The sequence below is a fragment of the Aestuariibaculum sp. M13 genome (genome assembly GCF_024723255.1).
Classification (GTDB): domain Bacteria; phylum Bacteroidota; class Bacteroidia; order Flavobacteriales; family Flavobacteriaceae; genus Aestuariibaculum; species Aestuariibaculum lutulentum.
The window spans coordinates 96,409-118,370 of sequence record NZ_JANIAC010000001.1 but is presented as its reverse complement, the minus strand read 5'-3'; the positions used below and the strand labels follow the sequence as shown (position 1 = coordinate 118,370).

The following is a 21,962-nucleotide window of genomic DNA, read 5'->3' as shown; positions in this document are numbered from 1 at the left end:
CTTTTTTATATATGACAACAGCACAACTTGTAGAACAAATTAAGAAAAAGCAATCCTTTCTTTGTATTGGATTGGATGTCGATTTAAACAAAATTCCAGAACATCTTTTAAAAGAAGAGGATCCTATTTTTGCCTTTAATAAAGCCATTATCGATGCCACGCATCATTTATGTGTAGCTTACAAACCAAACACAGCGTTTTATGAAGCTTATGGTTTAAAAGGTTGGAAAGCTTTAGAAAAAACGATTAACTATTTAAATGAAAATCATCCTGAAATCTTCACGATTGCCGATGCAAAACGTGGTGATATTGGTAATACAAGTACGATGTATGCTAAAGCCTTTTTCGAAGATTTAGCATTCGATTCAGTTACTGTAGCACCTTATATGGGGAAAGATTCTGTTGAGCCATTTTTAGCATTTCAGGATAAGCATACCATTATGTTAGGATTAACGTCTAACGCTGGAGCTTTCGATTTTCAAACGAAATTAGTTGACGGTAAAGAGCTTTACAAACAGGTTTTAGAAACTTCAAAGACTTGGGAGAATGCTCAGAATTTAATGTATGTTGTTGGAGCAACTAAGGCTGAGTATTTAGCTGATATTCGTCAAATCATCCCTAACAGTTTCTTGTTAGTTCCAGGAGTAGGTGCACAAGGTGGAAATTTACAAGATGTTTGTAAATACGGAATGAATGATACTGTTGGCCTTCTTATTAATTCTTCAAGAGGTATTATTTATGCATCTAAAGGAGAAGATTATGCCGAAGTAGCTGCTGAAAAAGCAAAAGAACTGCAAGAAGAAATGGCTGAGATTCTTTCAGCTTAAATTTAAATAATATAATACGATAATTCGTTTTGGAAGCTTTAGATCAATTACAAAGAACAATTGAATTGAAAAGCATTCCAAAGCGAATTATTTCTTTAGTACCCAGTCAAACCGAATTACTATGTGATTTAGGTTTAGAGGATTCTCTGATTGGCGTTACTAAATTTTGTGTGCATCCACATTACATAACCACAAAAGTTGCAGTAGTGGGAGGTACTAAGCAAATCCATTTAGATAAGATTAAAGCTCTTCAGCCCGATATTATTCTGTGTAACAAGGAGGAAAATACTAAAGAAATTGTTGAAGCCTGTGAACACATTTGTCCTGTCCATGTTTCCGATATTTATACAATTTCCGACAGTATTGAACTGATTAAGCAATATGGTGTTTTGTTTGACAGGCAAAAGCAATCTGAAGCTATGTCTGCTAAAATAGAAGCAGAGGTTACGGATTTTAAAATGTTTTTAAAAAATAGACGGGAGTTAAGAGTGGCGTATTTTATCTGGAAATCCCCTTGGATGGTGGCGGCTAATAATACGTTTATTAATCACCTTCTAGAACTTAATAAATTCACTAATGCTTTTGACAGACAGGAGCGTTATCCTGAGGTGCTTTTGGAAGCTTCGGGAGAATATGAAGCAATCCAGATTGTGTTGTTATCCAGTGAGCCCTATCCGTTTAAGGAGAACCATAAAACAGAGGTACAAGAATATTTTCCAAAAGCCAAAATTGTTTTAGCTGATGGAGAAATGTTTTCCTGGTATGGCTCTAGGTTACTAAAGGCATTCGAGTATTTTAAAACGCTCCGTTTAAATCTTGAGAATAATCTAACTTACTAGTATCATCTACAAAATTTTCAATTTTACGTTCTAACTCTTTTAAGCTGATTAACTTATTTAAGTTTGGCTTAATTCTTCCTACTTTACAAAATTGTGTACTCATACTCATAACTTGTTTTTTTATAAAGTACGTGATTTTGTGTGATTTAGATGTAAGGGAATCGTTAAATAAATGATAAAAACGTTAAACTAGCGTTTTTTGTTGTTCTCTTGAAAGATATTTTAAACGATTTAGCTTATTAAGAAGTTTGATTGCCATATATTCAGAAATGTCACTTTGTGCAGAATCTGTCTGACGTAAATTATACGCCTGTTCCATTAGAAGCTTATATTTGTTTTTAAGCTTCTCCTGATCGATTCTTATGCGGTCTAATCTGTCCATTGCAATCTGAAATACAGTTAGTTAAATATACATTTTTTATCTAATAAAAAAAAAAATCCGATAATTATTTTATTAACCATCGGATTTATATAGAAAACACTAATGTTTTTTAATCTTGAAGTGCGAAAACCTGTTTCAGTAAAGTGGTTGTTCTTGATGAAATATCGGTACGAATTTCTTTTTCTTCAACAGCTATCATGGTGTAAACACCTTCTAAGGCTTCACTAGTAACATAATCGGTTAAATCCGGATTAACATCATTAGTAAAAGGTATACTGTTGTATTTGTTAATTAGGTTAGTCCAGATTTTATCAGCACCTACTTTTGAAAAAGAGCTGTTAATTACGGGGTGAAATTTTTCGTACAGAGGAGTCTGGGTTTTTCCAGTTAAATATTGTGTAGCAGCATTGTCGTTACCTAAAAGAATATTCTTGGCATCTGTAAAGGTAATTTGTTTCACAGCGTCAACAAAAATAGGTGTCGCTTCTTTTACAGCGTCTTCAGCAGCTCGATTTAAAGCTTTAATGCCTTCATCAGCTAAACTTCCTAAACCAATACTTCGAAGACCTTTATCGACTTGTTGTAATTCTTCAGGAAGTAATATTTTAACCAGATCATTTTTATAAAAACCATCGGTTTGGGTTAGTTTCGATACTTGTTTTTCTATTCCTAAATTTAAAGCTTCTCTTAAACCAGATGCAATTTGGTCGTTTCCTATAGTTGTTCCGGTTTGTGGAAGTTGATTAATAACTTGTTGTAGGTCGGCACAGGCATTTAAAGTGAAAACCAATGCTACTGTAAAAATCTTTTTTATCATATTTGGGTGTTTTAAATCTTAAACAAATATAGACTTTACCATTTAGAATTTAAGGTTAAGCTTATGCTATATTCGATTAAGAAAATATAACCGTTTTATTATTGTAAACCATAACTTTTCTATCGGCATGCAATTTTACTGCATTTGCCAAAACAATTTTCTCCAAATCACGTCCTTTAGCAATTAAATCGGGAATGGAATGTGCATGAGTTACGCGCGTTACATCTTGTTCTATAATTGGTCCGCCATCTAATTCTTCCGTAACATAATGACTCGTAGCCCCAATAATTTTAACGCCGCGCTTAAAGGCCGAATGGTAAGGTTTAGCCCCAATAAATGCTGGTAAGAACGAGTGATGGATGTTAATGATTTTATTAGGGTATTTATCAATCATGGATTTTGGTATTATTTGCATATACCTCGCCAATACTATAAAATTAATACCATGTTCCTCAAGAAGTTCTAATTGTTTTTTGGCAGCGTCTTCTTTATTGTCTTTGGTGACAGGAATGTGATAAAACGGAATTTTAAAACTATCGGCAATGGGTTTTAAATCCTTGTGATTACTAATAATGAAAGGAATTTCTAAATTTAGCTCTCCCGAATTATATCGACCTAATAAATCGTAAAGACAATGGTCATATTTAGAAATGAACAAAGCCATTTTCGGTTTGCTTTCCGATGAGTAAATACGCCATTTCATTTTAAAGATATCAGCCAAAGTTGTTTTGAAAGATTCTTTAAAGGCTTCTGTACAAAAAGATTCATCAGAGAATTCACTTTCCAGTCGCATAAAAAATTCATTTTGCTCACGATCAACAAATTGGTCTATATAAACAATATTTCCTTCATTTTTCGCAATAAAATTGGTTACTGAAGCAATAATGTTAGGGCGGTCTTTACAATGTATAAGGATGGTAATTTTATTCATAATCATATATAAGTATCTCAAATTAACCTAAAAATCAGATAACTAGAAAGTGAGATTGTGAAATTTAGATAATCACCTGTAAATAGTTGGTTTTTTTGAATATTTCGTAAATTTGACACATATATAATAGTTTTATTTAATTATACTGAAAAGATGCATACAGCTCCTTATAAGCCAAAACATAAAGTAAGAATTGTTACCGCTGCCTCGTTATTCGATGGTCATGATGCAGCTATTAATATTATGCGCCGTATCATACAATCTACCGGTGTAGAAGTGATTCATCTTGGACACGATAGAAGTGTTGAAGAAGTAGTAAATACAGCCATTCAGGAAGATGCCAACGCCATCGCTATGACCTCATATCAAGGAGGACACAACGAGTATTTTAAATACATGTACGATTTGTTAAAGGAAAAAGGAGCATCGCATATCAAGATATTTGGTGGCGGTGGAGGCGTTATTCTTCCGGAAGAAATTAAAGAGTTGATGGATTATGGTATTACTCGTATTTATTCACCTGACGATGGTAGGGAGTTAGGATTACAGGGTATGATTAATGATTTGGTTGAACAATCTGATTTTGCGGTTGGCGATTCATTAAATGGTGAAGTTAATGATTTGGAAACTAAGAATCCAAAATCGATTGCTCGTGTTATTTCTTCGGCAGAAAACTTTCCGGAAGTAGCAAAAGAAACTTTGGAAACAATTCACGATAAAAATAAAACTTTAAATATTCCAGTTCTTGGAATTACAGGAACAGGAGGCGCAGGAAAGTCGTCGTTGGTTGATGAATTGGTTCGCAGATTTTTAATCGATTTTCCGGAAAAAACCATTGGAATCATTTCAGTAGATCCTTCTAAACGTAAAACGGGAGGTGCACTTTTGGGTGATCGTATTCGAATGAATGCCATTAATAATCCGAGAGTTTATATGCGTAGTTTGGCAACCCGTCAATCGAATCTAGCATTATCGAAACATGTAAATGAAGCGATTGAAGTTTTAAAGGCAGCTCACTACGATTTAATTATTTTAGAAACTTCAGGAATCGGGCAATCTGATACCGAAATTATAGAGCATAGTAATGTGTCTTTGTATGTGATGACTCCTGAATTTGGAGCCGCTACACAGCTGGAGAAAATAGATATGTTGGATTTCGCCGATTTGGTAGCCATCAATAAATTCGATAAACGCGGTGCTTTAGATGCTTTACGTGATGTGAAAAAACAATACATGCGTAACCACGAATTGTGGGAAGTGAATCAGGACGATTTACCGGTTTTCGGAACCATTGCTTCGCAGTTTAACGATCCGGGAATGAATTCGCTTTATAAAGCGGTGATGGATAAGATTGCTGAAAAATCCGGAGTCGATTTACAGTCTACTTTTGAAATTTCGAAAGAAATGAGCGAGAAGATTTTTGTCATTCCACCAAGTAGAACGCGTTATTTATCGGAGATTGCTGAAACCAATCGGGCTTATGATAAAACGGCTATTGAACAGGTTGAAGTGGCTCAAAAGTTATACGGTATTTATAAAACCATTGAATCTGTAGTTGAAGCAGTCCCGGAATTGGATAAAACAGGAATTAATTTTGAAGCTTTAACTATAACTGAAAATAATTCAGCTTTTGTAAAACTATTAATTGCTGAATTTGATAGAGTAAAAATGAATCTTGATCCTTACAACTGGGAAGTTATTACCGGCTGGGGCGAGAAAGTTGACAAATATAAAAACCCGATTTATTCATTTAAAGTTCGTGATAAGGAAATTAAAATAGAAACCCACACCGAATCTTTATCGCATACGCAAATACCAAAAGTAGCTCTGCCAAAATATCAGGCTTGGGGAGATATTCTTCGATGGACTTTACAGGAAAATGTGCCAGGAGAATTTCCGTATACTTCAGGATTGTATCCGTTTAAGCGCACAGGAGAAGATCCTACGCGTATGTTTGCCGGAGAAGGAGGTCCAGAGCGTACCAATCGTCGTTTCCATTACGTGAGTTTAGGTATGCCTGCAAAACGTTTGTCAACGGCTTTCGATAGTGTTACTTTGTATGGTAACGACCCTGATTATCGCCCGGATATTTATGGTAAAATTGGTAATGCCGGTGTGAGTATTTGTTGTTTAGACGATGCTAAAAAACTGTATTCCGGATTTAATTTAGCCGATGCCATGACTTCGGTGAGTATGACGATTAATGGTCCTGCACCTATGTTGTTAGGCTTTTTTATGAATGCCGCTATCGATCAGCAATGTGAGTTATATATTAAGGAGCAAGGTCTTGAAAAAGAGGTAGAAGATAAAATAGAAGCGATTTATAAAGAAAAAGGTGTCGAGCGTCCCATATATAATGGAGAATTACCTGAAGGAAACGACGGATTGGGGTTAATGCTTGTAGGCGTTACTGGAGATCAGGTGTTGCCAAAAGACGTATATGATAAAATTAAAACAGAAACCATTGCTCAGGTTAGAGGAACGGTACAAGCTGATATATTAAAAGAAGATCAGGCACAGAATACCTGTATTTTTTCAACGGAGTTTGCTCTGAGATTAATGGGCGATGTTCAGGAATATTTCATTGATAATAATGTGCGTAATTTTTATTCGGTGTCTATTTCCGGATACCATATTGCAGAGGCAGGAGCAAACCCAATTACGCAGTTGGCATTAACCTTATCCAACGGATTTACCTATGTAGAATATTACCTTTCAAGAGGTATGGATATTAATAAGTTCGGCCCAAACTTATCATTTTTCTTCTCGAATGGTATCGATCCGGAATATGCGGTTATTGGTCGTGTGGCTCGTAGAATCTGGGCTAAAGCTTTAAAACAAAAGTATGGTGCCAACTCAAGAGCACAAATGTTGAAATACCACATTCAAACTTCAGGAAGAAGTTTACATGCTCAGGAAATCGACTTTAACGATATTCGTACCACGCTTCAGGCGTTATATGCCATCTACGATAACTGTAACTCGTTACATACCAATGCGTACGATGAAGCGATTACAACGCCAACCGAAGAATCTGTACGTCGTGCTATGGCCATTCAGTTAATTATTAATAAAGAATTAGGATTGGCGAGAAATGAAAACCCGATTCAAGGTTCATTTATTATTGAAGAATTAACCGATTTAGTAGAAGAAGCTGTTTTAACTGAGTTCGATAGAATAACAGAACGTGGAGGCGTTTTGGGGGCTATGGAAACCATGTATCAAAGAAGTAAAATTCAAGAAGAAAGCTTGTATTACGAAACATTGAAGCATAATGGTGAATTCCCAATTATAGGTGTGAATACCTTCTTAAGTAGTAAAGGATCGCCAACCATTCAGCCAAAAGAGGTGATTCGAGCTACAGAGGAAGAAAAACAGTTCCAGATAAAAACTTTAGAAAATCTTCATAAAACCTATGAGGGTAGAATTGAAACTGTTTTAGCTAAGGTTCAGGAAGCGGCTATCCAAAATCGTAATGTTTTTGAAGTATTAATGGAAGCCACTAAAGTATGTTCTTTAGGTCAAATTACCGATGCGTTGTTTGAAGTTGGCGGACAGTATCGCAGAAACATGTAACCGATAGTTTTTCTAATAAATTAAAAATCCTGAACGTGAGTTCAGGATTTTTTTATGCTAATTAGTTGATAAATAAGGGTGTAATTTATCGGTGATTTTTGTAAAATGTTTCAAATCAAAGAATTAAATAAGCAGGTTAACTAGTAATTTATGTTTCAGTGGTTTTCTTGGGTATCTTAAATGTTCTCTAAAAGTCAATAATATGTTCAATTTAAAATACATTATTATGGAAGCAACTTTAAATTACAATTTTAACAGAAGGTCTGAGAATCACATCGACTGGCTATTAAACGTTATTAAATCGGAGAAATACTATGAAATTGATAGTTACATAGTGAATTTAGATAAAGCAAGTTAAATTTATTTAAAAAGAAGATTTATACGGAGAACATTACTTTTATTATTATGTAAGGGGAGGCAACATTCTAAAATGAAAATAGATAAAACATGCTATAACGCCCTCAAAGAAGAACTTTAAAGCAGTTTATAGAAACTGCTAGTAAGGCAGAATTAATATGAGCTATAAGAGCTCATATTAATTCTGCTTTTTATTTTTATGAATTGGGATGTATTAAATGAAAGAAAAGAGAAAAAACGTTTTAGGCTATAAAGTTAACAACCAGGTACGTTGAAGTTGTTTGAATTTTTTCAACTCACTACGTAAAATAGGTAAAAAGTCCTTTCCGTTGCTATTAGATTTCTCTAAACGGTAAGAGTTTCTATATAATTTGTTTGTTAAGCGTTTTAAAGTAGCAATGTGTTTATGTCTTTTGTCGGTGTAACGCTCTAATTCTACACAGGCAATTTCTGGAGCTAATGATATAGATTGCTGAACAATATCACCCGAAAAATAGATATTACTATCCTCAGATCCATCAGGTTTAAGCTCTGATAAATCGTGATTTAAGTACGATGATATGCTTTGCGATAGTGCGAAAATTTCTATCGCTTTTTTATAAATCGGTAATTCCGATAGGTTTTGTGGGGTATTGTACGACATGATCTTTTTCTCTTTAGCGTTTTTATCAAAATTACAGACAAGATTTCATATTCATCTTTAATATTTAAAGTAAAATCGTATATTTACTTTAATATTTAATTTTTTAATCTAATTTATCTTAAAAATGGTTTTAGATGCGCTTAACTGGAAGATTTTGAAGTGTTTACAGCAGAATGCAAGGCAGTCTAATGCCGAAATTGGGCGTCAGGTGGGAATAAGTTCACCAGCGGTTTCCGAGCGTATTAAGAAGATGGAAGATGCCGGAATTATTTTAGGTTATAAAACCGTAGTGTCTCCATTAGATATGGGATATCAATTAAAAGCCATAATAACCTTGCGTGCTTTTATAGGAAAGCTGAAACCTTTTTTAGAAAAAGTAAAAACTTACGATGAGGTTTTAAACTGTTACCGCATTACAGGAAACGAAAACATTGTAATGGAAGTGGTGCTTAAAAACCAGAAGCATTTGGAAACTTTTATAGATCAATTGATTATTTACGGAGAAACAAAAACCCAAATCGTGTTGTCACACGTTACACGATTTAAGGAAATAAAACCCCTAAAATAATGGGTTAAGAAATCCGCCACGGCGGATTTTTTCTGTTCTTACCTGCGTGATATATAATAATAGGATTACCGTCTAAATCATTTAAATGAGCTTCACGCCATAACCAGGGTTTATCTTCAGGAAGACTCTCGAAAACAATGCCCTTTTGCTGTAAGGTTAAAACCGTTTGATCCACATTATCAACTTCGAAATAGATAGTTGCTCCTAGTTCTTTTGGTAGAGCTTCAACCTGATGAATTGAGAATGTACTGTTTCCGTCAGGACATTCAAATCGAACATATCTTGGAATAGAATCTACAATAAGTTTGAGTCCTAATGTTTCATAGAATTTTGTAGCCTTTTCGACATCAATAGAAGGAATAGTAACTTGATTAAGGTTCATTATTTTGTACTTTCATTTAAACTTTCAATATGTTCAGCAATGAGTTTCGCATGAATTCGTGAATTTTCAATAAACCACTTATGCGTTTCATTACCACCGCAAATAACACCCGCTAAATACAAGCCTTCAATGTTTGATTCCATAGTTTCAGGGTTGTAGTTTGGAATGTTTCTGCCATCATCAGACAATGCAATATGACTTTGTTTTAAAAAATTAAAATCGGGTACATAACCTGTAAGCGCTACAACATAATCGTTTTCTAAAGTCAAATCGCCTTTAGGAGTTTTAATTTCTACGGTTTCGGAGTCTATTTTCGTGATTTCAGAATTAAAATAGGCTTTAATACTACCTTCATTAATACGATTTATAATATCGGGGCGCACCCAGTATTTTACACGTTCTCCAATGGTTTCACCTCGAACTACCATGGTTACATCTCCGCCTTTACGCCAAATTTCTAATGCCGCATCAACCGATGAATTACTGGCTCCAACAACAATTACCTTTTGTAAGGAATAGTTATGTGCTTCCTTGTAATAATGTGTCACTTTTGGTAAATCTTCACCAGGTACATTAATAAGTTTTGGGATGTCGTAAAACCCTGTTGAGATTATGACTTTTTTAGCTAAATATTCAGTTTTAGATGTCGTTACTTTAAATATTTCCTTTTCTTTTTCAATATGCTTTACAGTTTCATATAAATGAATGTTAAGTTTATTGGAAGTCACGACCCGTCGATAGTACTCTAAAGCTTCATCCCGATTAGGTTTCGGGTTGTTACTAATAAATGGAATCTCATCAATTTCTAATTTTTCAGATGTTGAGAAGAAGGTCATGTTTTTAGGATAGTTGAAAAGCGAATTGGTTAAAGCACCTTTTTCAATCACAACATAATTCCATCCTCTTTTTTTACATTCTAAGGCGCAGTTAATACCAATAGGTCCTGCGCCAATTATTAAAACATCAAAAGTATTTTTCATCTCATTTATTAAAATTATCAACCATATTGCTTATTTAAACAATTAGGTCTTAATAATTTGTTTCAATTTACGGTTTTATATCTTTTTAAATTATTTAATCTTCTGTTTAAACTAAATAATATCAAGGCACATATTAGGGCTAAACCTGCAATAATATACCATGTAATTTCAAATCCTAAACCTGCCGTTAACTGCAATCCGGCATTATGACCAAAAATATGCGCCACTGAAAATGATATGGAATATAACGCCATGTATTCACCCTGATTTCCTTTTTTTGCACGTTCTATGGCAAAGGCATTAGAAAACGGAAAGGCGATCATCTCGCCAAAAGTTACCAGTAACATACCAATAACCAGAATGCCTGTCCAGGAAGTGAAGTTTAAAATTAGAAAACTGATTCCTGTTAAAACAGCTCCGAAAAATACCAACCATAATTTTGTAAAAGCTGTATTTTCCAACCATTTGATTAAAGGCATTTCAAAGATAAAAATAACAAAACCATTTAAGCCTAAAATCAAACCGATTTCAAATTCACTTAACAGATGCACATCTTTATAGTAAATAGTAATAGATGAAAAGTATTGCAAGAATACAATGCCAAATAGAACCATTGCTATAAAAAACACCAAAAATGCATGGTCTTTATAAGCTGAAACCGGATTGTCGTTTTTAATCTCGTCAAGTACTTTGGCTTTTTTAGGATTTAAAACTTTAATCATAACAAGAGCAGCAATGGCACATGTTATGCCGTCTACCCAGAATAAACCGGAATACCCAAGACCTGTGATAATCATACCGCCAATAGCTGGTCCTGCCGAAAAACCAAGATTAATGGCCAAACGAATTAATGTTAATGAACGGATTTTATTTTCGGGTTTGCTATAGGCATTTAATGCCACAAATATAGCTGGACGAAAGGCATCGGCAACCATCATAACAATAAATATCCCAACACATATCGATACAAATGTATTTAGAAATTGTAATAGAACGAATAAAACCCCTGTAGCAAGTAAACTTCTAACCATAACTTTGTAGTAACCAATTTTGTCGGTTAGTTTACCCCCAATCCAAGAGCCAACAACCGAGCCCAAACCAAAGGCACTCATAATCCACCCTACCTGGCTTACCGAAAAGTGTAAATCTTCTTTTAAGTAAAGAGATAGAAACGGAATAACCATAGTACCGGCTCGGTTTATAAAAGTAATAAGTGCCAGCCACCATATTTCTTCCGAGAGTCCTCGAAAAGTATCTATGTAGTTTTTAAAAAGTGTTTTCATTATATGGTTGGTAATAGTTATAAAAATAAAAAAGTCCGACGGTTAAGTCGGACTTTTAATACATTGTAATATAATTTTATAATGATATCATCACAATATATAGCAAGCCCGACCTCGTTCTCTCACAGAGGTATATTGCTTTTTACAAATTGTGATCATATAGCGCATAGTCTAATTTTATGAATTACAAACTTATATAAAATTATTGTAAGTTGTATTTTTGAAATCAAAAATTGTTTAAATGAAGTATTTTTTAACATGGTCTTTACTTGCTTTAGGTATAGTAAGTTGCCAAAATAAAAAGCAGTATAATTTAGGTGAAACCGCCTTTCAGCAAGAGTTGAATGCCGAATATAAAGATGCTACAACATCGCCTTTAAAAGATGAAGATAGAAAGACTTTTGAAGGCTTGGAATTCTTTAAAAATGACTCAATATATGTGGTTAAGGCAATATTAGAGATGATGCCGGATTCGGAATTTGTGCCAATGAAAACCACAACAAGCCGTATTTCTGAAAAGCGAATTTATGGTATTTTAAATTTTGAATTAAAAGGAGAATCTTTCAAATTGAATATCTATCAGGATAAAGATTTAATGACAAAGGAAGGCTATGAAAATTATTTGTTTTTGCCATTTTTTGATGAAACCAGCGGCGAAGAAAGCTACGGAGGAGGTCGTTATATTGATGCTCGAATTCCAAAGGGAGATACCATCATAATAGATTTTAATAAAGCTTATAATCCGTATTGCGCATACAACGATAAATACTCATGCCCAATTGTGCCAAGAGAAAATTATTTGGCTACTCGTATTGAAGCCGGAGTAAAAGCCTTTAAAAAGCATTAACAGGATCTTCTTTAATGGCTATATAAATTTCGGTTACCCAATCGGCTGGATTTGGTGTAGTTTCAGGGTTTGTTAAGTAGACTTCTAACATAGGGCCGTTTTCGGTAAATTCTAATCCGGCATCAGGAATGTATTTTAAAGCGGTTTCCCAGGCTTCTTTCGAATTACTGTAATCGCCTTTTAAAGTTGTTTTTACAGCTCTAAAGGGATCTAATTTACCCATTAAAATATGACTGCTGGTCGTGGTAACTTCTTCGTTTATTGGTATGCAACAGGAAAATTCAGCTGTATTGCTAACGTCGTCCCATTTTGTGTAATTTACAAATGGTGCACCAGAAGACGAAATATTGTGTTCTTTAACATAAGCCTGAATTTCATTAAACATCTCCTGCATTTTTTCTTCAGACTCACTTATTTTACAGGTAACGGAGTTATAAAGAAAATGTTCACCAGCAAAACTGGTAATACCATTTACTTTTACGCTGTACACTTGCATGCTGGCTAAAACAATACTATCTAATTTTTCCAGACTACGTTCGTAATGTGGGCCGATTTGTTCTTCCATGCTTCCTGTAAAAGCCGTGTAAGCTTTGAAACCGAAAGGGAGGTCATTCCCTGAAATACTCCAGGTAACATTAGTAGAACCATCTTCATTAGGGGTAAATGTCCAGTTAATATTAGAGGCAGGAAATTCTGCGATTTGCATTTGTTGGTATATGGTAGCATTTGGAACTGTTTCAAGTGTTGTCAAACTTCCAAGTCCGCTTTCATCTTCCCAAGAATAGGAGCTGTTAATTCCTGATGTTTGCTCAGGGTAAATTAATTTCATGTCAGGGTCAGCTTCAACCCAAGACGACCAGTCTTTCCAGTTTTTAAAATCAATAACATTGTTATAAATCACAGACGCAGGAGCTTGAATGGTTCGTGTTCTGCTTACTTCGAAAGTATTTGGCTGAATAGCGACATAAATAGACGTACCAATAACGGCAATGAGTAGTAAGAATAGTATGTATTTGAAAGATTTCATGTCAATCTTTTTTTAGTGGAGTTGCTATATCAAAGATAATGAATTTATAATTCTTGTTGAGAAATTATTACATTTGTGGACTTTATAATAAAAATTCAATAACGAGAACGGGTTAATTGTTTTTAAATGCTAATTCAGCCTGTTCTCGAACTTAAAAATCCAAAAAAATGAATTTAAAACAAATACTTGGTGTTGCTTTTGTTTCAGCTACATTATTTTCCTGTGGAAATGATAAGGCGAAAACAGCAACCGAAGACGCTACAGATGCTAAGATTGTAGAAGCTCCGTTTAATTACAATGTAGAACAGTTTGCGGATATTAAGGTGTTGCGATACCAGATTCCGGGATGGGAGAATTTAACCCTGAAAGAGCAGAAATTAGTGTATTATTTAACACAGGCTGGACTTTCTGGTCGTGATATTATTTGGGATCAGAACTACAAGTATAATTTAACAATCCGTGAAGCTTTAGAGCAGGTTTATACTAATTATGAAGGCGATAAAACATCGGAAGATTGGAATGCTTTTGTGGTTTACTTAAAGCGTGTGTGGTTCAGTAATGGTATTCACCATCACTATTCAAACGACAAATTAAAACCTGAATTTTCATCAGAGTATTTAAAGATGCTTTTGGCTGAAACTGATACGGAATTGGAAGGCGAAGCGTTCGATGTTATTTTCAATGATAAGGATGCTAAAAAAGTAAATTTAGCTAAAGGAATTGATAATGTGTCTGCTTCAGCGGTTAACTTTTATGGTGAGGGTGTTACCAATTCAGATGTGGAAACTTTTTATAAAGCAATGCAGTCACCAGACCCAACAAAACCATTGTCGTATGGGTTGAATTCAAAATTGGTAAAAGAAAATGGTGTTTTAAAAGAACAAAAATATAAATCGGGAGGTTTATATGGAGAAGCCATTGATGAAATCATCAAATGGTTGGAATTAGCCAAAGGCGTTGCGGAAAATGAGGCTCAGGGAAATGCGTTAGGTTTATTGATTGAGTATTACAAAACTGGAGCTTTACAAAGCTGGGATGATTACAATGTAGCCTGGACTGCCGCTACCGAAGGTAATATAGATTACATTAACAGTTTTATTGAAGTATATAACGATCCGTTAGGGTATCGTGGTTCATACGAGAGTATTATCCAGATTAAAGATTTCGATATGTCTAAAAAAATGGCAGTATTATCGGATAACGCGCAATGGTTTGAAGATAACTCACCATTAATGGAAGAACATAAAAAGAAAAATGTTGTTGGAGTAACGTATAAGGTGGTTAATGTAGCAGGAGAAGCTGGCGATGCTTCACCAAGTACACCAATCGGGGTTAATTTACCAAACGCCAACTGGATTCGTGCCGCAGTTGGAAGTAAGTCGGTTTCTTTGGGAAATATTGTTGCTTCTTACAACAATGCAGGTGGTTCAGAGCGTTTAAAAGAGTTTGTTAACGATGCCGAAGAATTAGAATTAGAAGAAACTTACGGTCAGTTAGCAGATAAACTACATACAGCGTTACATGAGGTTGTAGGTCATGCTTCAGGGCAGTTAAATCCTGGTGTAGGCGAAACTAAAGAAACGCTTAAAAATTATGCTTCAACCTTAGAGGAGGGGCGTGCAGACTTGGTAGCGCTTTATTATTTGTACGATTCTAAATTACAGGAATTAGGTCTGGTTGAAGATTGGCAAAAGGTAGGTAAAGCTGCTTACGATGAATACATTAGAAATGGTTTAATGACGCAATTAATCCGGTTAAATTTGGGAGATGATGTTGAAGAAGCTCACATGCGTAATCGCCAGTGGGTATCTGCTTGGGTATTTGAAAAAGGTTTAGCCGAAAATGTTATTGAAAAAGTAACACGTGACGGAAAAACGTATTTAAATATTACCGATTACGAGAAGCTTCATAAGTTGTTTGGAGATTTATTAAGAGAAACACAACGTATAAAATCTGAAGGAGATTTTGCAGCTGTAGAGGCTTTAGTTGAAGGTTATGGTGTAAAAGTAGATCAAAAACTTCATGCAGAGATATTAGAACGTAATGCTCAGTTTAAATCAGCACCTTATAGTGGATTTGTAAATCCTGTGTTGGTTCCTTTAACAGATGAAAATGGTGAAATTACGGCAATAGAAGTAACTCAACCGGAAACATTTGAAGAGCAAATGTTAGACTACAGTAATCGTTACAACTTCTTACCAGAAGTTAACTAGAACGATTTTAGAAATTACATTATAAAAAACAGAATTCTTTAATTAAGACGAGACCGAAAAAACAAGTAGGTTAAGTTTATGGAAAATTTTAGGGTTCTGTTTTTTTATTAACACTAAAAATAAGTAGAAAAGCATTAATTAAAAGCAGACAACCAATTATAATTAGTACATCCATAAGTGTTTGGTGTTTGTGTTAGTCATTCTTATGATGCATAAAACACAAAAAGGTTGCGTCTTATTTTAAGAAAAATTTTATTGCAACAATAAAAAGGATGAATCCGATGAAAGCTATTAGCATCCAAATACTGCCTTTATAGAATTTTCGGTGTAGTTTTAAATCTTTTCGGTACATGAATCCTATAATGATAGAGAATACAATAAAAAATATAATTCCGAAAATGATTTGACCTTTACTAAACATATAATTAATTTTAGGCAAAAATAGTAAAACAGATTTCAGAAATAATAGATAAATGAAGAATAAAATTGAAGCTGTAAAGGCATTTCATACAGCGTTTAAAATAGGACATAAGGAAACACCAACGGCCGATTTGGGTTTAGAAAAAAATACTTTGCGTTTTAATTTAATGAAAGAGGAAAACGAAGAGTATTTGGAAGCTGCAAATAATAACGACTTGGTCGAGGTTGCCGATGCTTTAGGTGATATGCTTTATATTTTGTGTGGAACGATTATAGAACACGGAATGCAATATAAAATTGAAGAGGTTTTCGAAGAAATTCAGCGAAGCAATATGAGTAAGTTAGGAGAAAATGGCCAGCCAATTTATAGAGAAGACGGTAAAGTACTTAAGGGACCAAATTATTTTAAACCAGATATCGCATCCATTTTAGATAAATAAAAAAAGAGAAGCTATTTAGCTTCTCTTTTTTTAATATCAATATTTTTAAGTAGTGATTAGTCTAATTTGTATCTCCATCCGTAAGGATCTTCCACTTTATTCGTTTGAATATCGGTAATACGTTTCTTTAAGAAGCTTGCAAAAGTGTCTTCTAATTCAGGTAATTCAAAATCTTCATCTTTGTATCCAAATCCTGAAATAGGTGAAATAACTGCAGCAGTTCCGGCCCCAAACATTTCTTTTAAAGATCCGTTTTTAGCAGCTTCAACAACTTCATGAACCGAAAGTTTTCTTACTTCAACATCAATACCTTCAGCTTTAGCTAACTCAACAATACTTTTACGGGTAATACCATCTAAAATTCTGTCACTTGTAGGCGCAGTAATTAAAGTGTCGTTAATACGAACAAAAATATTCATAGCTCCTGCCTCTTCAATATATTCGTGGCTTGTATCGTCAGTCCAGATAACCTGTTGGTATCCTTTCTCAACAGCTAATTGTGTTGGGTAAAATTGTCCGGCATAGTTACCACCAGCTTTAGCAAAACCAACACCACCATTAGCAGAACGCGAATAGGTTTGCTCGATTAATACTTTTACTTTTCCAGAGAAATAAGATCCAGAAGGAGCAGTACAGATTAGGAATTTATATTCGTTAGCCGGTGAAGCATGGAACCCATTTCCTGAAGCAAAAATAAACGGACGAATATATAACGAACTACCATCTTGTTTAGGAATCCAGTCTTTATCAACTTCTAATAAAGCCTTTAAACCGTCCATAAAATAGTTTTCAGGTAATTCAGGCATCGCTAAACGCTTAGCCGAAATATTTAAACGCTTAAAGTTGTCTAACGGACGAAATAAATAAACGTCTTCATTAGCATCTTTATAAGCTTTCATACCTTCGAAAACCGATTGTCCGTAATGGAAAATCTTCGCAGAAGGGTCTAAACTTATTGATTGGTAAGGCACTACTTTTGGAGCTTGCCATTTTCCATCTTTATAGTTGCACTCCAGCATGTGGTCAGAAAAAACACTTCCAAAAGACAAGTTGTTAAAATCTACATCATTTATTTTTGTAGTTTCTGATTTTATAATCTCTATGTCGTTGATTATTGAGTTCATAAATAAGGTTGTTTTAATGCTACAAATTTAAGTAAAAACGTTTTTAAAAAAGCAGTATATTTACAACTAATCAATAAAAATTGAATTTTAACGGATGAAAAATATATTATTTTCATGGATTTGCGTTTTTCTCTTCTTTTCTTGCAAAGAAAAGGTGTCTTACGAATCGTTTGGGAAAGAAATTACTGCCATAAATGCGAACAATGTAAAATCGATGGCAAAAGCATATAATGACATGCATCTTGGAGATAGCACAAATTATAAATTAATAGCTGAGGTTAAGGACGTTTGCAAAGCTAAAGGTTGCTGGATGACTTTAAATTTGGAAGATGGTAATGAGGTGATGGTGAAATTTAAAGATTATGCCTTTTTTGTTCCGAAGGATATTGAAGGAAAAGAAGTGATTATTGAAGGGAAGGCTTTTGTAAATGAAGTTCCTGTTGATGAATTACAACATTATGCTCAGGATGCCGGGAAATCTGAACAGGAAATAGCAGCAATCACTCAACCTAAAAGAACGCTGTCTTTCGAGGCTGAAGGTGTTTTAATAAAACAATAAGTTGGAAAGAGAAGTAGTTATAACCGGAGACGGATCGTCTACCATACATTTACCACAGTGGAATGAGCAATATCATTCCAAACACGGTGCTATTCAGGAAGCATATCACGTATTTATAAAACACGGGCTGCATCATTATTTGGAAGTACAACCAGAAAGAGATGAGATTTCAATTTTAGAAATAGGTTTTGGTACAGGATTAAATGCTTTTATTACATTACTTGAGGCTGAAAAATTGAACTGTACAGTTAACTATTATGGAGTAGAAGGTTACCCAGTATTGAAAGATGAAATTACACAGTTAAATTACCCAAGTCAATTAAAGGCTTATGATAAGGCTCCTCTTTTTATAAGTTTACATGAGGTTTCTTGGGAAGAGAAGTATAATATTACTCCAGCCTTTATCCTCACAAAACAAAAGCGATTTTTCTCTGAAATAGAGGAAAAAGAACAATATAATCTTATTTATTTCGATGCTTTTGGTGCTCGGGTTCAGCCAGAATTATGGACCGAAAACATTTTTCAAAAAATGTACGATGCACTTCAAATAAATGGTGTTTTGGTCACCTATGCAGCAAAAGGAAGTGTACGTCGTGCCATGCAGGTAGTTGGTTTTAGTGTTGAAAAATTGCCTGGTCCTCCAGGAAAACGTGAAATGCTCAGGGCTACAAAAAAGTCTTGAGCATTAGGCGAAGCCAAATGTTGAGAGCAACAAAACATTCAGTGTAAGCTAAATGCTTAGAGCTGTTAAAAAGCTATAAGTATTCGGTAAAATATATTCTTGTTTTTTTATGGTTTTTAGCCTTGTATTTGTTAGTCTGATAATGTTAAACCTAACATAAATCTATAGTTTGTAGTATTTGCTTTTCGTAAATTTAATCAATGCTTAATGAGGCTTTCAAAATTTTAAATTGAAGTTTTAAGCTTATTTAAAAAGATTGATTATGAGGGTTTTAATTACCGGAGCGACAGGGTTAATAGGAAAGGAGATTGTAAAATGTTGCCTAAAGAAAGGTATTCAGGTAAATTATTTAACAACCAGTAATTCGAAAATAGAACAAAAGGACGATTACCAAGGATTTTATTGGAATCCAAAATCTCAGGATATCGATACCAATTGTTTTAAGGATGTCGATGCTATAATTCATCTTGCAGGTGCAACTGTGTCTAAGCGATGGACACCTTGCTACAAAAAAGAAATTTTATCCAGCAGAAGAGATTCTACCCGTTTACTGGTAAATAGTTTAAAAGGCGAAATGCACACCATAAAACAAGTGATTTCTGCTAGTGCTATCGGTATTTATCCAGACTCTTCAACTAATTATTACGAGGAAAATTATAAAATTAAAGATAGCTCATTCTTAAGTAAAGTCACCTATATTTGGGAATCTGAAGTTGATGCTTTTTCAACGTTAGGTATTATAGTTTCTAAAATCCGTATCGGTTTGGTCCTGTCAAATAAAGGCGGCGCTTTAAAAGAAATGCTTAAACCTATAAAAATGGGCGTAGGCTCTGCTTTTGGTGATGGAAAACAATGGCAATCCTGGATTCACATAAGTGATTTGGCCGAGTTGTTTTTGTATGTTTTAAAACATCAGTTACCGGGAGTGTATAATGCCGTAGCACCTAATCCTGTTACTAATGCCGAATTAATAAAAACTATTGCTAATAAATTGGAAGCGCCTTTGTTTATGCCTAATATTCCAAAGATTGTTATGAAGATGGTTTTGGGTGAAATGCATACTCTTTTATTCGATAGTCAGCGTGTAAGCAGTAAAAAAATAGAAGACAAGGGATTCTATTTTAAGCATCATCATTTACAACCAGCGTTGACTGATTTATTAAGTTAAATTTTATAGTCTTTCTGCAAATTCTTCAGTTTTATAAATTTCTACTAAAATTATTTCGTGACATTATGACATTTTTACAATAATGGCAGTACTTTTGCCAATCAGTTTTAGTATTTGTTTAAAAATTTAGATACAGCGATGAGTAAAAAAGAACACGATATAGAAAAGGAGCAAGTAGAAGCCGTAGAAAACGAAACAGTTGAGGTTGAAGAACAAGTAGAAGAAAAAACTGTTGAAGAAAAGCTTCAAGACGAATTAAAGCAAGAAAAAGATAAGTTTTTACGCTTATTTGCTGAGTTTGAAAACTATAAAAAAAGAACTTCTAAAGAGCGTATCGATTTGTTTAAAACAGCAAGTCAGGATGTTATGGTGTCTCTATTACCAGTTTTAGATGACTTCGATAGAGCTTACGTTGAAATTTCTAAAACCGAAGAAAAAGAATTATTGAAGGGTGTTGAGCTTATCAGCAATAAGTTAAAAACGACACTTCAACAAAAAGGTTTAGAAGTTATTGAAGCGGCTCAAGGTGATGCTTTTAATGCAGACAATCATGAGGCGATTACACAAATACCAGCACCTTCAGAAGATTTAAAAGGAAAAATTATCGATGTTATCGAAAAAGGATATAAGCTTGGCGATAAGGTAATTCGTTTCCCTAAAGTAGTAATTGGACAATAAAAAAGAAACATGGCTAAAAGAGATTATTACGAAATATTAGGTGTAAGCAAAGGTGCCAGTGCAGCCGAAATTAAAAAGGCGTACCGAAAGAAGGCTATTGAATTTCACCCTGATAAAAATCCGGATAATAAAGACGCAGAAGCGAAGTTTAAAGAAGCAGCAGAAGCTTACGAGATATTAAGCGACGCCGATAAAAAAGCACGTTACGATCAGTTTGGTCATCAGGCATTCGAAAATGGAGGCGGCTTTGGAGGCGGTGGTATGAATATGGATGACATATTTAGCCAGTTTGGTGATATCTTCGGCGGTGGCTTTGGTGGCGGCTTCGGAGGTTTCGGCGGTGGCGGTGGTCCACGTCGTGCTAAAGGAAGCAACCTGCGAATTCGTGTTAAGCTAACTTTAGAAGAAGTTGCTAACGGCGTTGATAAAAAAATTAAAGTAAAACGTAAAGTTCAGGCGCCAGGTACAACATATAAAACCTGTACAACATGTAATGGTTCTGGGCAGGTAACACGTATAGCAAATACAATTTTAGGAAGAATGCAAACTTCTGCACCTTGTAATGCGTGTGGCGGTTCTGGTCAAACTATCGATCAAAAACCAGCTGATGCCGATGCACAAGGTTTAAAAATTTCGGAAGAAACTGTTTCAATAAAAATTCCAGCTGGGGTTGTAGATGGTATGCAACTTAAAGTTTCAGGAAAAGGAAACGAAGCGCCGGGTAATGGTATTCCAGGAGATATTATCGTAGTTATTGAAGAAGAGCAACACGAAAAATTACAACGTGAAGGCGATAATCTTCACTACGACTTATATGTGAGTTTTCCAGATGCGGTTTTAGGAACATCGAAAGAAATAGATACTGTAACCGGGAAAGTGCGTATTAAAATTGAGCCAGGTGTACAATCTGGTAAAATTTTACGCTTACGCGGAAAAGGTATTCCAAGTATTAACGGTTACGGAAAAGGTGATTTACTGGTACATGTAAATGTATGGACACCTAAAACATTAAATAAACAACAACGTGAATTTTTCGAGTCGATGCAGGAAGATGAACATTTTGCACCGAAACCGGAAAGTTCAGATAAATCATTTTTTGAAAAAGTAAAAGATATGTTTTCTTAAAAAGTAATAGTTTTTAGTTTAATGAAACTAACCTGCTGTTTTTTAAAAAGTTCTTAATTCATTTTATTTGGAATTAAGAATAAAAAAACTATAT

Annotated in this window: 23 protein-coding genes; 13 read left to right on the top strand and 10 right to left on the bottom strand. The window is 34.4% G+C overall.

Annotation, left to right across the window (positions count from 1 at the left end; all coding sequences use genetic code 11):
* The first annotated feature begins 11 nt into the window (after positions 1–11).
* Both pyrF and NO995_RS00525 read left to right on the top strand, forming a co-directional pair.
* Positions 12–827 (top strand): orotidine-5'-phosphate decarboxylase, encoded by an 816-nt coding sequence (gene pyrF, locus NO995_RS00530; RefSeq protein ID WP_258225838.1) that lies wholly within the window; start codon positions 12–14, stop codon positions 825–827.
* Positions 828–856: 29 nt separating this feature from the next.
* Positions 857–1,666 carry an ABC transporter substrate-binding protein gene (locus tag NO995_RS00525; protein ID WP_258225837.1) on the top strand — a complete coding sequence of 270 codons (810 nt, stop codon included), beginning with the start codon at positions 857–859 and terminating at the stop codon, positions 1,664–1,666.
* On the opposite strand, the gene NO995_RS00520 is transcribed toward NO995_RS00525, so the two are convergent.
* The 4 genes from NO995_RS00520 to purU form a co-directional block, all read right to left on the bottom strand.
* Positions 1,623–1,769 carry a hypothetical protein gene (locus NO995_RS00520; protein ID WP_240571194.1) on the bottom strand — a complete coding sequence of 49 codons (147 nt, stop codon included), beginning with the start codon at positions 1,767–1,769 and terminating at the stop codon, positions 1,623–1,625. The genes NO995_RS00525 and NO995_RS00520 overlap by 44 nt on opposite strands.
* A gap of 81 nt (positions 1,770–1,850) precedes the next feature.
* A complete protein-coding gene (locus NO995_RS00515; RefSeq protein ID WP_240571192.1) occupies positions 1,851–2,048 on the bottom strand; it encodes a Lacal_2735 family protein in 198 nt (65 codons plus the stop codon).
* A gap of 109 nt (positions 2,049–2,157) precedes the next feature.
* Positions 2,158–2,865: a DUF4197 domain-containing protein gene (locus tag NO995_RS00510; protein ID WP_240571189.1), complete on the bottom strand. Its 708-nt coding sequence runs from the start codon at positions 2,863–2,865 to the stop codon at positions 2,158–2,160.
* 76 nt (positions 2,866–2,941) lie between these two features.
* Positions 2,942–3,796 (bottom strand): formyltetrahydrofolate deformylase, encoded by an 855-nt coding sequence (gene purU, locus NO995_RS00505; protein ID WP_258225836.1) that lies wholly within the window; start codon positions 3,794–3,796, stop codon positions 2,942–2,944.
* A 153-nt stretch (positions 3,797–3,949) separates the two neighbouring features.
* Between purU and NO995_RS00500 the strand changes: the two genes are divergently transcribed.
* Complete coding sequence (locus tag NO995_RS00500; RefSeq protein ID WP_258225835.1) at positions 3,950–7,372, top strand: methylmalonyl-CoA mutase family protein; 3,423 nt, start codon at positions 3,950–3,952, stop codon at positions 7,370–7,372.
* A 226-nt stretch (positions 7,373–7,598) separates the two neighbouring features.
* Positions 7,599–7,730 (top strand): hypothetical protein, encoded by a 132-nt coding sequence (locus tag NO995_RS00495; protein ID WP_258225834.1) that lies wholly within the window; start codon positions 7,599–7,601, stop codon positions 7,728–7,730.
* Positions 7,731–7,976: 246 nt separating this feature from the next.
* On the opposite strand, the gene NO995_RS00490 is transcribed toward NO995_RS00495, so the two are convergent.
* Positions 7,977–8,372, bottom strand: a complete 396-nt coding sequence (locus NO995_RS00490; protein ID WP_240571178.1) for a hypothetical protein — start codon at positions 8,370–8,372, stop codon at positions 7,977–7,979.
* Positions 8,373–8,496: 124 nt separating this feature from the next.
* Here NO995_RS00490 and NO995_RS00485 point away from each other — a divergent pair, with 124 nt between their 5' ends.
* Positions 8,497–8,940, top strand: coding sequence for an Lrp/AsnC family transcriptional regulator (locus NO995_RS00485; RefSeq protein ID WP_240571175.1), 444 nt, complete (start codon positions 8,497–8,499; stop codon positions 8,938–8,940).
* Positions 8,941–8,944: 4 nt separating this feature from the next.
* Here NO995_RS00485 and NO995_RS00480 read toward each other — a convergent pair whose 3' ends face one another.
* The 3 genes from NO995_RS00480 to NO995_RS00470 form a co-directional block, all read right to left on the bottom strand.
* Positions 8,945–9,322: a VOC family protein gene (locus tag NO995_RS00480; protein WP_258225833.1), complete on the bottom strand. Its 378-nt coding sequence runs from the start codon at positions 9,320–9,322 to the stop codon at positions 8,945–8,947.
* Positions 9,322–10,302: a YpdA family putative bacillithiol disulfide reductase gene (locus NO995_RS00475; protein ID WP_258225832.1), complete on the bottom strand. Its 981-nt coding sequence runs from the start codon at positions 10,300–10,302 to the stop codon at positions 9,322–9,324. Before NO995_RS00475 ends, NO995_RS00480 begins: the two co-directional genes overlap by 1 nt.
* A 62-nt stretch (positions 10,303–10,364) precedes the next feature.
* Positions 10,365–11,585: an MFS transporter gene (locus NO995_RS00470; protein ID WP_258225831.1), complete on the bottom strand. Its 1,221-nt coding sequence runs from the start codon at positions 11,583–11,585 to the stop codon at positions 10,365–10,367.
* 241 nt (positions 11,586–11,826) lie between these two features.
* Between NO995_RS00470 and NO995_RS00465 the strand changes: the two genes are divergently transcribed.
* Complete coding sequence (locus NO995_RS00465; protein WP_258225830.1) at positions 11,827–12,432, top strand: DUF1684 domain-containing protein; 606 nt, start codon at positions 11,827–11,829, stop codon at positions 12,430–12,432.
* On the opposite strand, the gene NO995_RS00460 is transcribed toward NO995_RS00465, so the two are convergent.
* Positions 12,419–13,459, bottom strand: a complete 1,041-nt coding sequence (locus NO995_RS00460) for a GyrI-like domain-containing protein (RefSeq protein ID WP_258225829.1) — start codon at positions 13,457–13,459, stop codon at positions 12,419–12,421. The two genes, NO995_RS00465 and NO995_RS00460, sit on opposite strands and share 14 nt — an antisense overlap.
* Before the next feature lie 167 nt (positions 13,460–13,626).
* Between NO995_RS00460 and NO995_RS00455 the strand changes: the two genes are divergently transcribed.
* Both NO995_RS00455 and NO995_RS00445 read left to right on the top strand, forming a co-directional pair.
* Positions 13,627–15,672, top strand: coding sequence for a dipeptidyl peptidase 3 (locus NO995_RS00455; protein WP_258225828.1), 2,046 nt, complete (start codon positions 13,627–13,629; stop codon positions 15,670–15,672).
* 473 nt (positions 15,673–16,145) lie between these two features.
* On the top strand, positions 16,146–16,532 hold the full coding sequence (locus NO995_RS00445; RefSeq protein WP_258225826.1) for a nucleoside triphosphate pyrophosphohydrolase family protein: 387 nt from the start codon (positions 16,146–16,148) through the stop codon (positions 16,530–16,532).
* Between the two features lie 56 nt (positions 16,533–16,588).
* Here the strand turns inward: NO995_RS00445 and NO995_RS00440 are convergent, their stop codons facing one another.
* Positions 16,589–17,656, bottom strand: coding sequence for a branched-chain amino acid aminotransferase (locus tag NO995_RS00440; protein ID WP_258225825.1), 1,068 nt, complete (start codon positions 17,654–17,656; stop codon positions 16,589–16,591).
* A 94-nt stretch (positions 17,657–17,750) separates the two neighbouring features.
* On the opposite strand from NO995_RS00440, the gene NO995_RS00435 reads away from it, so the two are divergent.
* The 5 genes from NO995_RS00435 (at position 17,751) to dnaJ (ending at position 21,868) form a co-directional block, all read left to right on the top strand.
* Positions 17,751–18,215, top strand: a complete 465-nt coding sequence (locus tag NO995_RS00435) for a DUF4920 domain-containing protein (RefSeq protein WP_258225824.1) — start codon at positions 17,751–17,753, stop codon at positions 18,213–18,215.
* 1 nt (position 18,216) lies between these two features.
* Positions 18,217–18,897, top strand: coding sequence for a tRNA (5-methylaminomethyl-2-thiouridine)(34)-methyltransferase MnmD (gene mnmD / locus NO995_RS00430; protein ID WP_258225823.1), 681 nt, complete (start codon positions 18,217–18,219; stop codon positions 18,895–18,897).
* A 262-nt stretch (positions 18,898–19,159) separates the two neighbouring features.
* A complete protein-coding gene (locus NO995_RS00425) occupies positions 19,160–20,065 on the top strand; it encodes a TIGR01777 family oxidoreductase (protein WP_258225822.1) in 906 nt (301 codons plus the stop codon).
* Positions 20,066–20,203: 138 nt separating this feature from the next.
* A complete protein-coding gene (locus tag NO995_RS00420; RefSeq protein ID WP_258225821.1) occupies positions 20,204–20,743 on the top strand; it encodes a nucleotide exchange factor GrpE in 540 nt (179 codons plus the stop codon).
* Between the two features lie 9 nt (positions 20,744–20,752).
* Positions 20,753–21,868, top strand: coding sequence for a molecular chaperone DnaJ (gene dnaJ, locus NO995_RS00415; protein WP_240571126.1), 1,116 nt, complete (start codon positions 20,753–20,755; stop codon positions 21,866–21,868).
* Positions 21,869–21,962 lie beyond the last annotated feature (94 nt).

What these genes read in the sequence shown, in the direction of transcription:
- NO995_RS00485 (WP_240571175.1), top strand. Translation starts at nt 8,497, where the DNA reads ATGGTTTTAGATGCGCTTAACTGGAAGATTTTGAAGTGTTTACAGCAG.
- NO995_RS00475 (WP_258225832.1), bottom strand. Translation starts at nt 10,302, where the DNA reads ATGAAAAATACTTTTGATGTTTTAATAATTGGCGCAGGACCTATTGGT.
- NO995_RS00510 (WP_240571189.1), bottom strand. Translation starts at nt 2,865, where the DNA reads ATGATAAAAAAGATTTTTACAGTAGCATTGGTTTTCACTTTAAATGCC.
- NO995_RS00435 (WP_258225824.1), top strand. Translation starts at nt 17,751, where the DNA reads ATGAAAAATATATTATTTTCATGGATTTGCGTTTTTCTCTTCTTTTCT.
- NO995_RS00480 (WP_258225833.1), bottom strand. Translation starts at nt 9,322, where the DNA reads ATGAACCTTAATCAAGTTACTATTCCTTCTATTGATGTCGAAAAGGCT.
- purU (WP_258225836.1), bottom strand. Translation starts at nt 3,796, where the DNA reads ATGAATAAAATTACCATCCTTATACATTGTAAAGACCGCCCTAACATT.
- NO995_RS00520 (WP_240571194.1), bottom strand. Translation starts at nt 1,769, where the DNA reads ATGAGTACACAATTTTGTAAAGTAGGAAGAATTAAGCCAAACTTAAAT.
- NO995_RS00460 (WP_258225829.1), bottom strand. Translation starts at nt 13,459, where the DNA reads ATGAAATCTTTCAAATACATACTATTCTTACTACTCATTGCCGTTATT.
- NO995_RS00440 (WP_258225825.1), bottom strand. Translation starts at nt 17,656, where the DNA reads ATGAACTCAATAATCAACGACATAGAGATTATAAAATCAGAAACTACA.
- NO995_RS00500 (WP_258225835.1), top strand. Translation starts at nt 3,950, where the DNA reads ATGCATACAGCTCCTTATAAGCCAAAACATAAAGTAAGAATTGTTACC.
- NO995_RS00445 (WP_258225826.1), top strand. Translation starts at nt 16,146, where the DNA reads ATGAAGAATAAAATTGAAGCTGTAAAGGCATTTCATACAGCGTTTAAA.
- NO995_RS00420 (WP_258225821.1), top strand. Translation starts at nt 20,204, where the DNA reads ATGAGTAAAAAAGAACACGATATAGAAAAGGAGCAAGTAGAAGCCGTA.
- pyrF (WP_258225838.1), top strand. Translation starts at nt 12, where the DNA reads ATGACAACAGCACAACTTGTAGAACAAATTAAGAAAAAGCAATCCTTT.
- NO995_RS00495 (WP_258225834.1), top strand. Translation starts at nt 7,599, where the DNA reads ATGGAAGCAACTTTAAATTACAATTTTAACAGAAGGTCTGAGAATCAC.
- NO995_RS00425 (WP_258225822.1), top strand. Translation starts at nt 19,160, where the DNA reads ATGAGGGTTTTAATTACCGGAGCGACAGGGTTAATAGGAAAGGAGATT.
- NO995_RS00455 (WP_258225828.1), top strand. Translation starts at nt 13,627, where the DNA reads ATGAATTTAAAACAAATACTTGGTGTTGCTTTTGTTTCAGCTACATTA.
- NO995_RS00490 (WP_240571178.1), bottom strand. Translation starts at nt 8,372, where the DNA reads ATGTCGTACAATACCCCACAAAACCTATCGGAATTACCGATTTATAAA.
- NO995_RS00515 (WP_240571192.1), bottom strand. Translation starts at nt 2,048, where the DNA reads ATGGACAGATTAGACCGCATAAGAATCGATCAGGAGAAGCTTAAAAAC.
- dnaJ (WP_240571126.1), top strand. Translation starts at nt 20,753, where the DNA reads ATGGCTAAAAGAGATTATTACGAAATATTAGGTGTAAGCAAAGGTGCC.
- NO995_RS00470 (WP_258225831.1), bottom strand. Translation starts at nt 11,585, where the DNA reads ATGAAAACACTTTTTAAAAACTACATAGATACTTTTCGAGGACTCTCG.
- NO995_RS00465 (WP_258225830.1), top strand. Translation starts at nt 11,827, where the DNA reads ATGAAGTATTTTTTAACATGGTCTTTACTTGCTTTAGGTATAGTAAGT.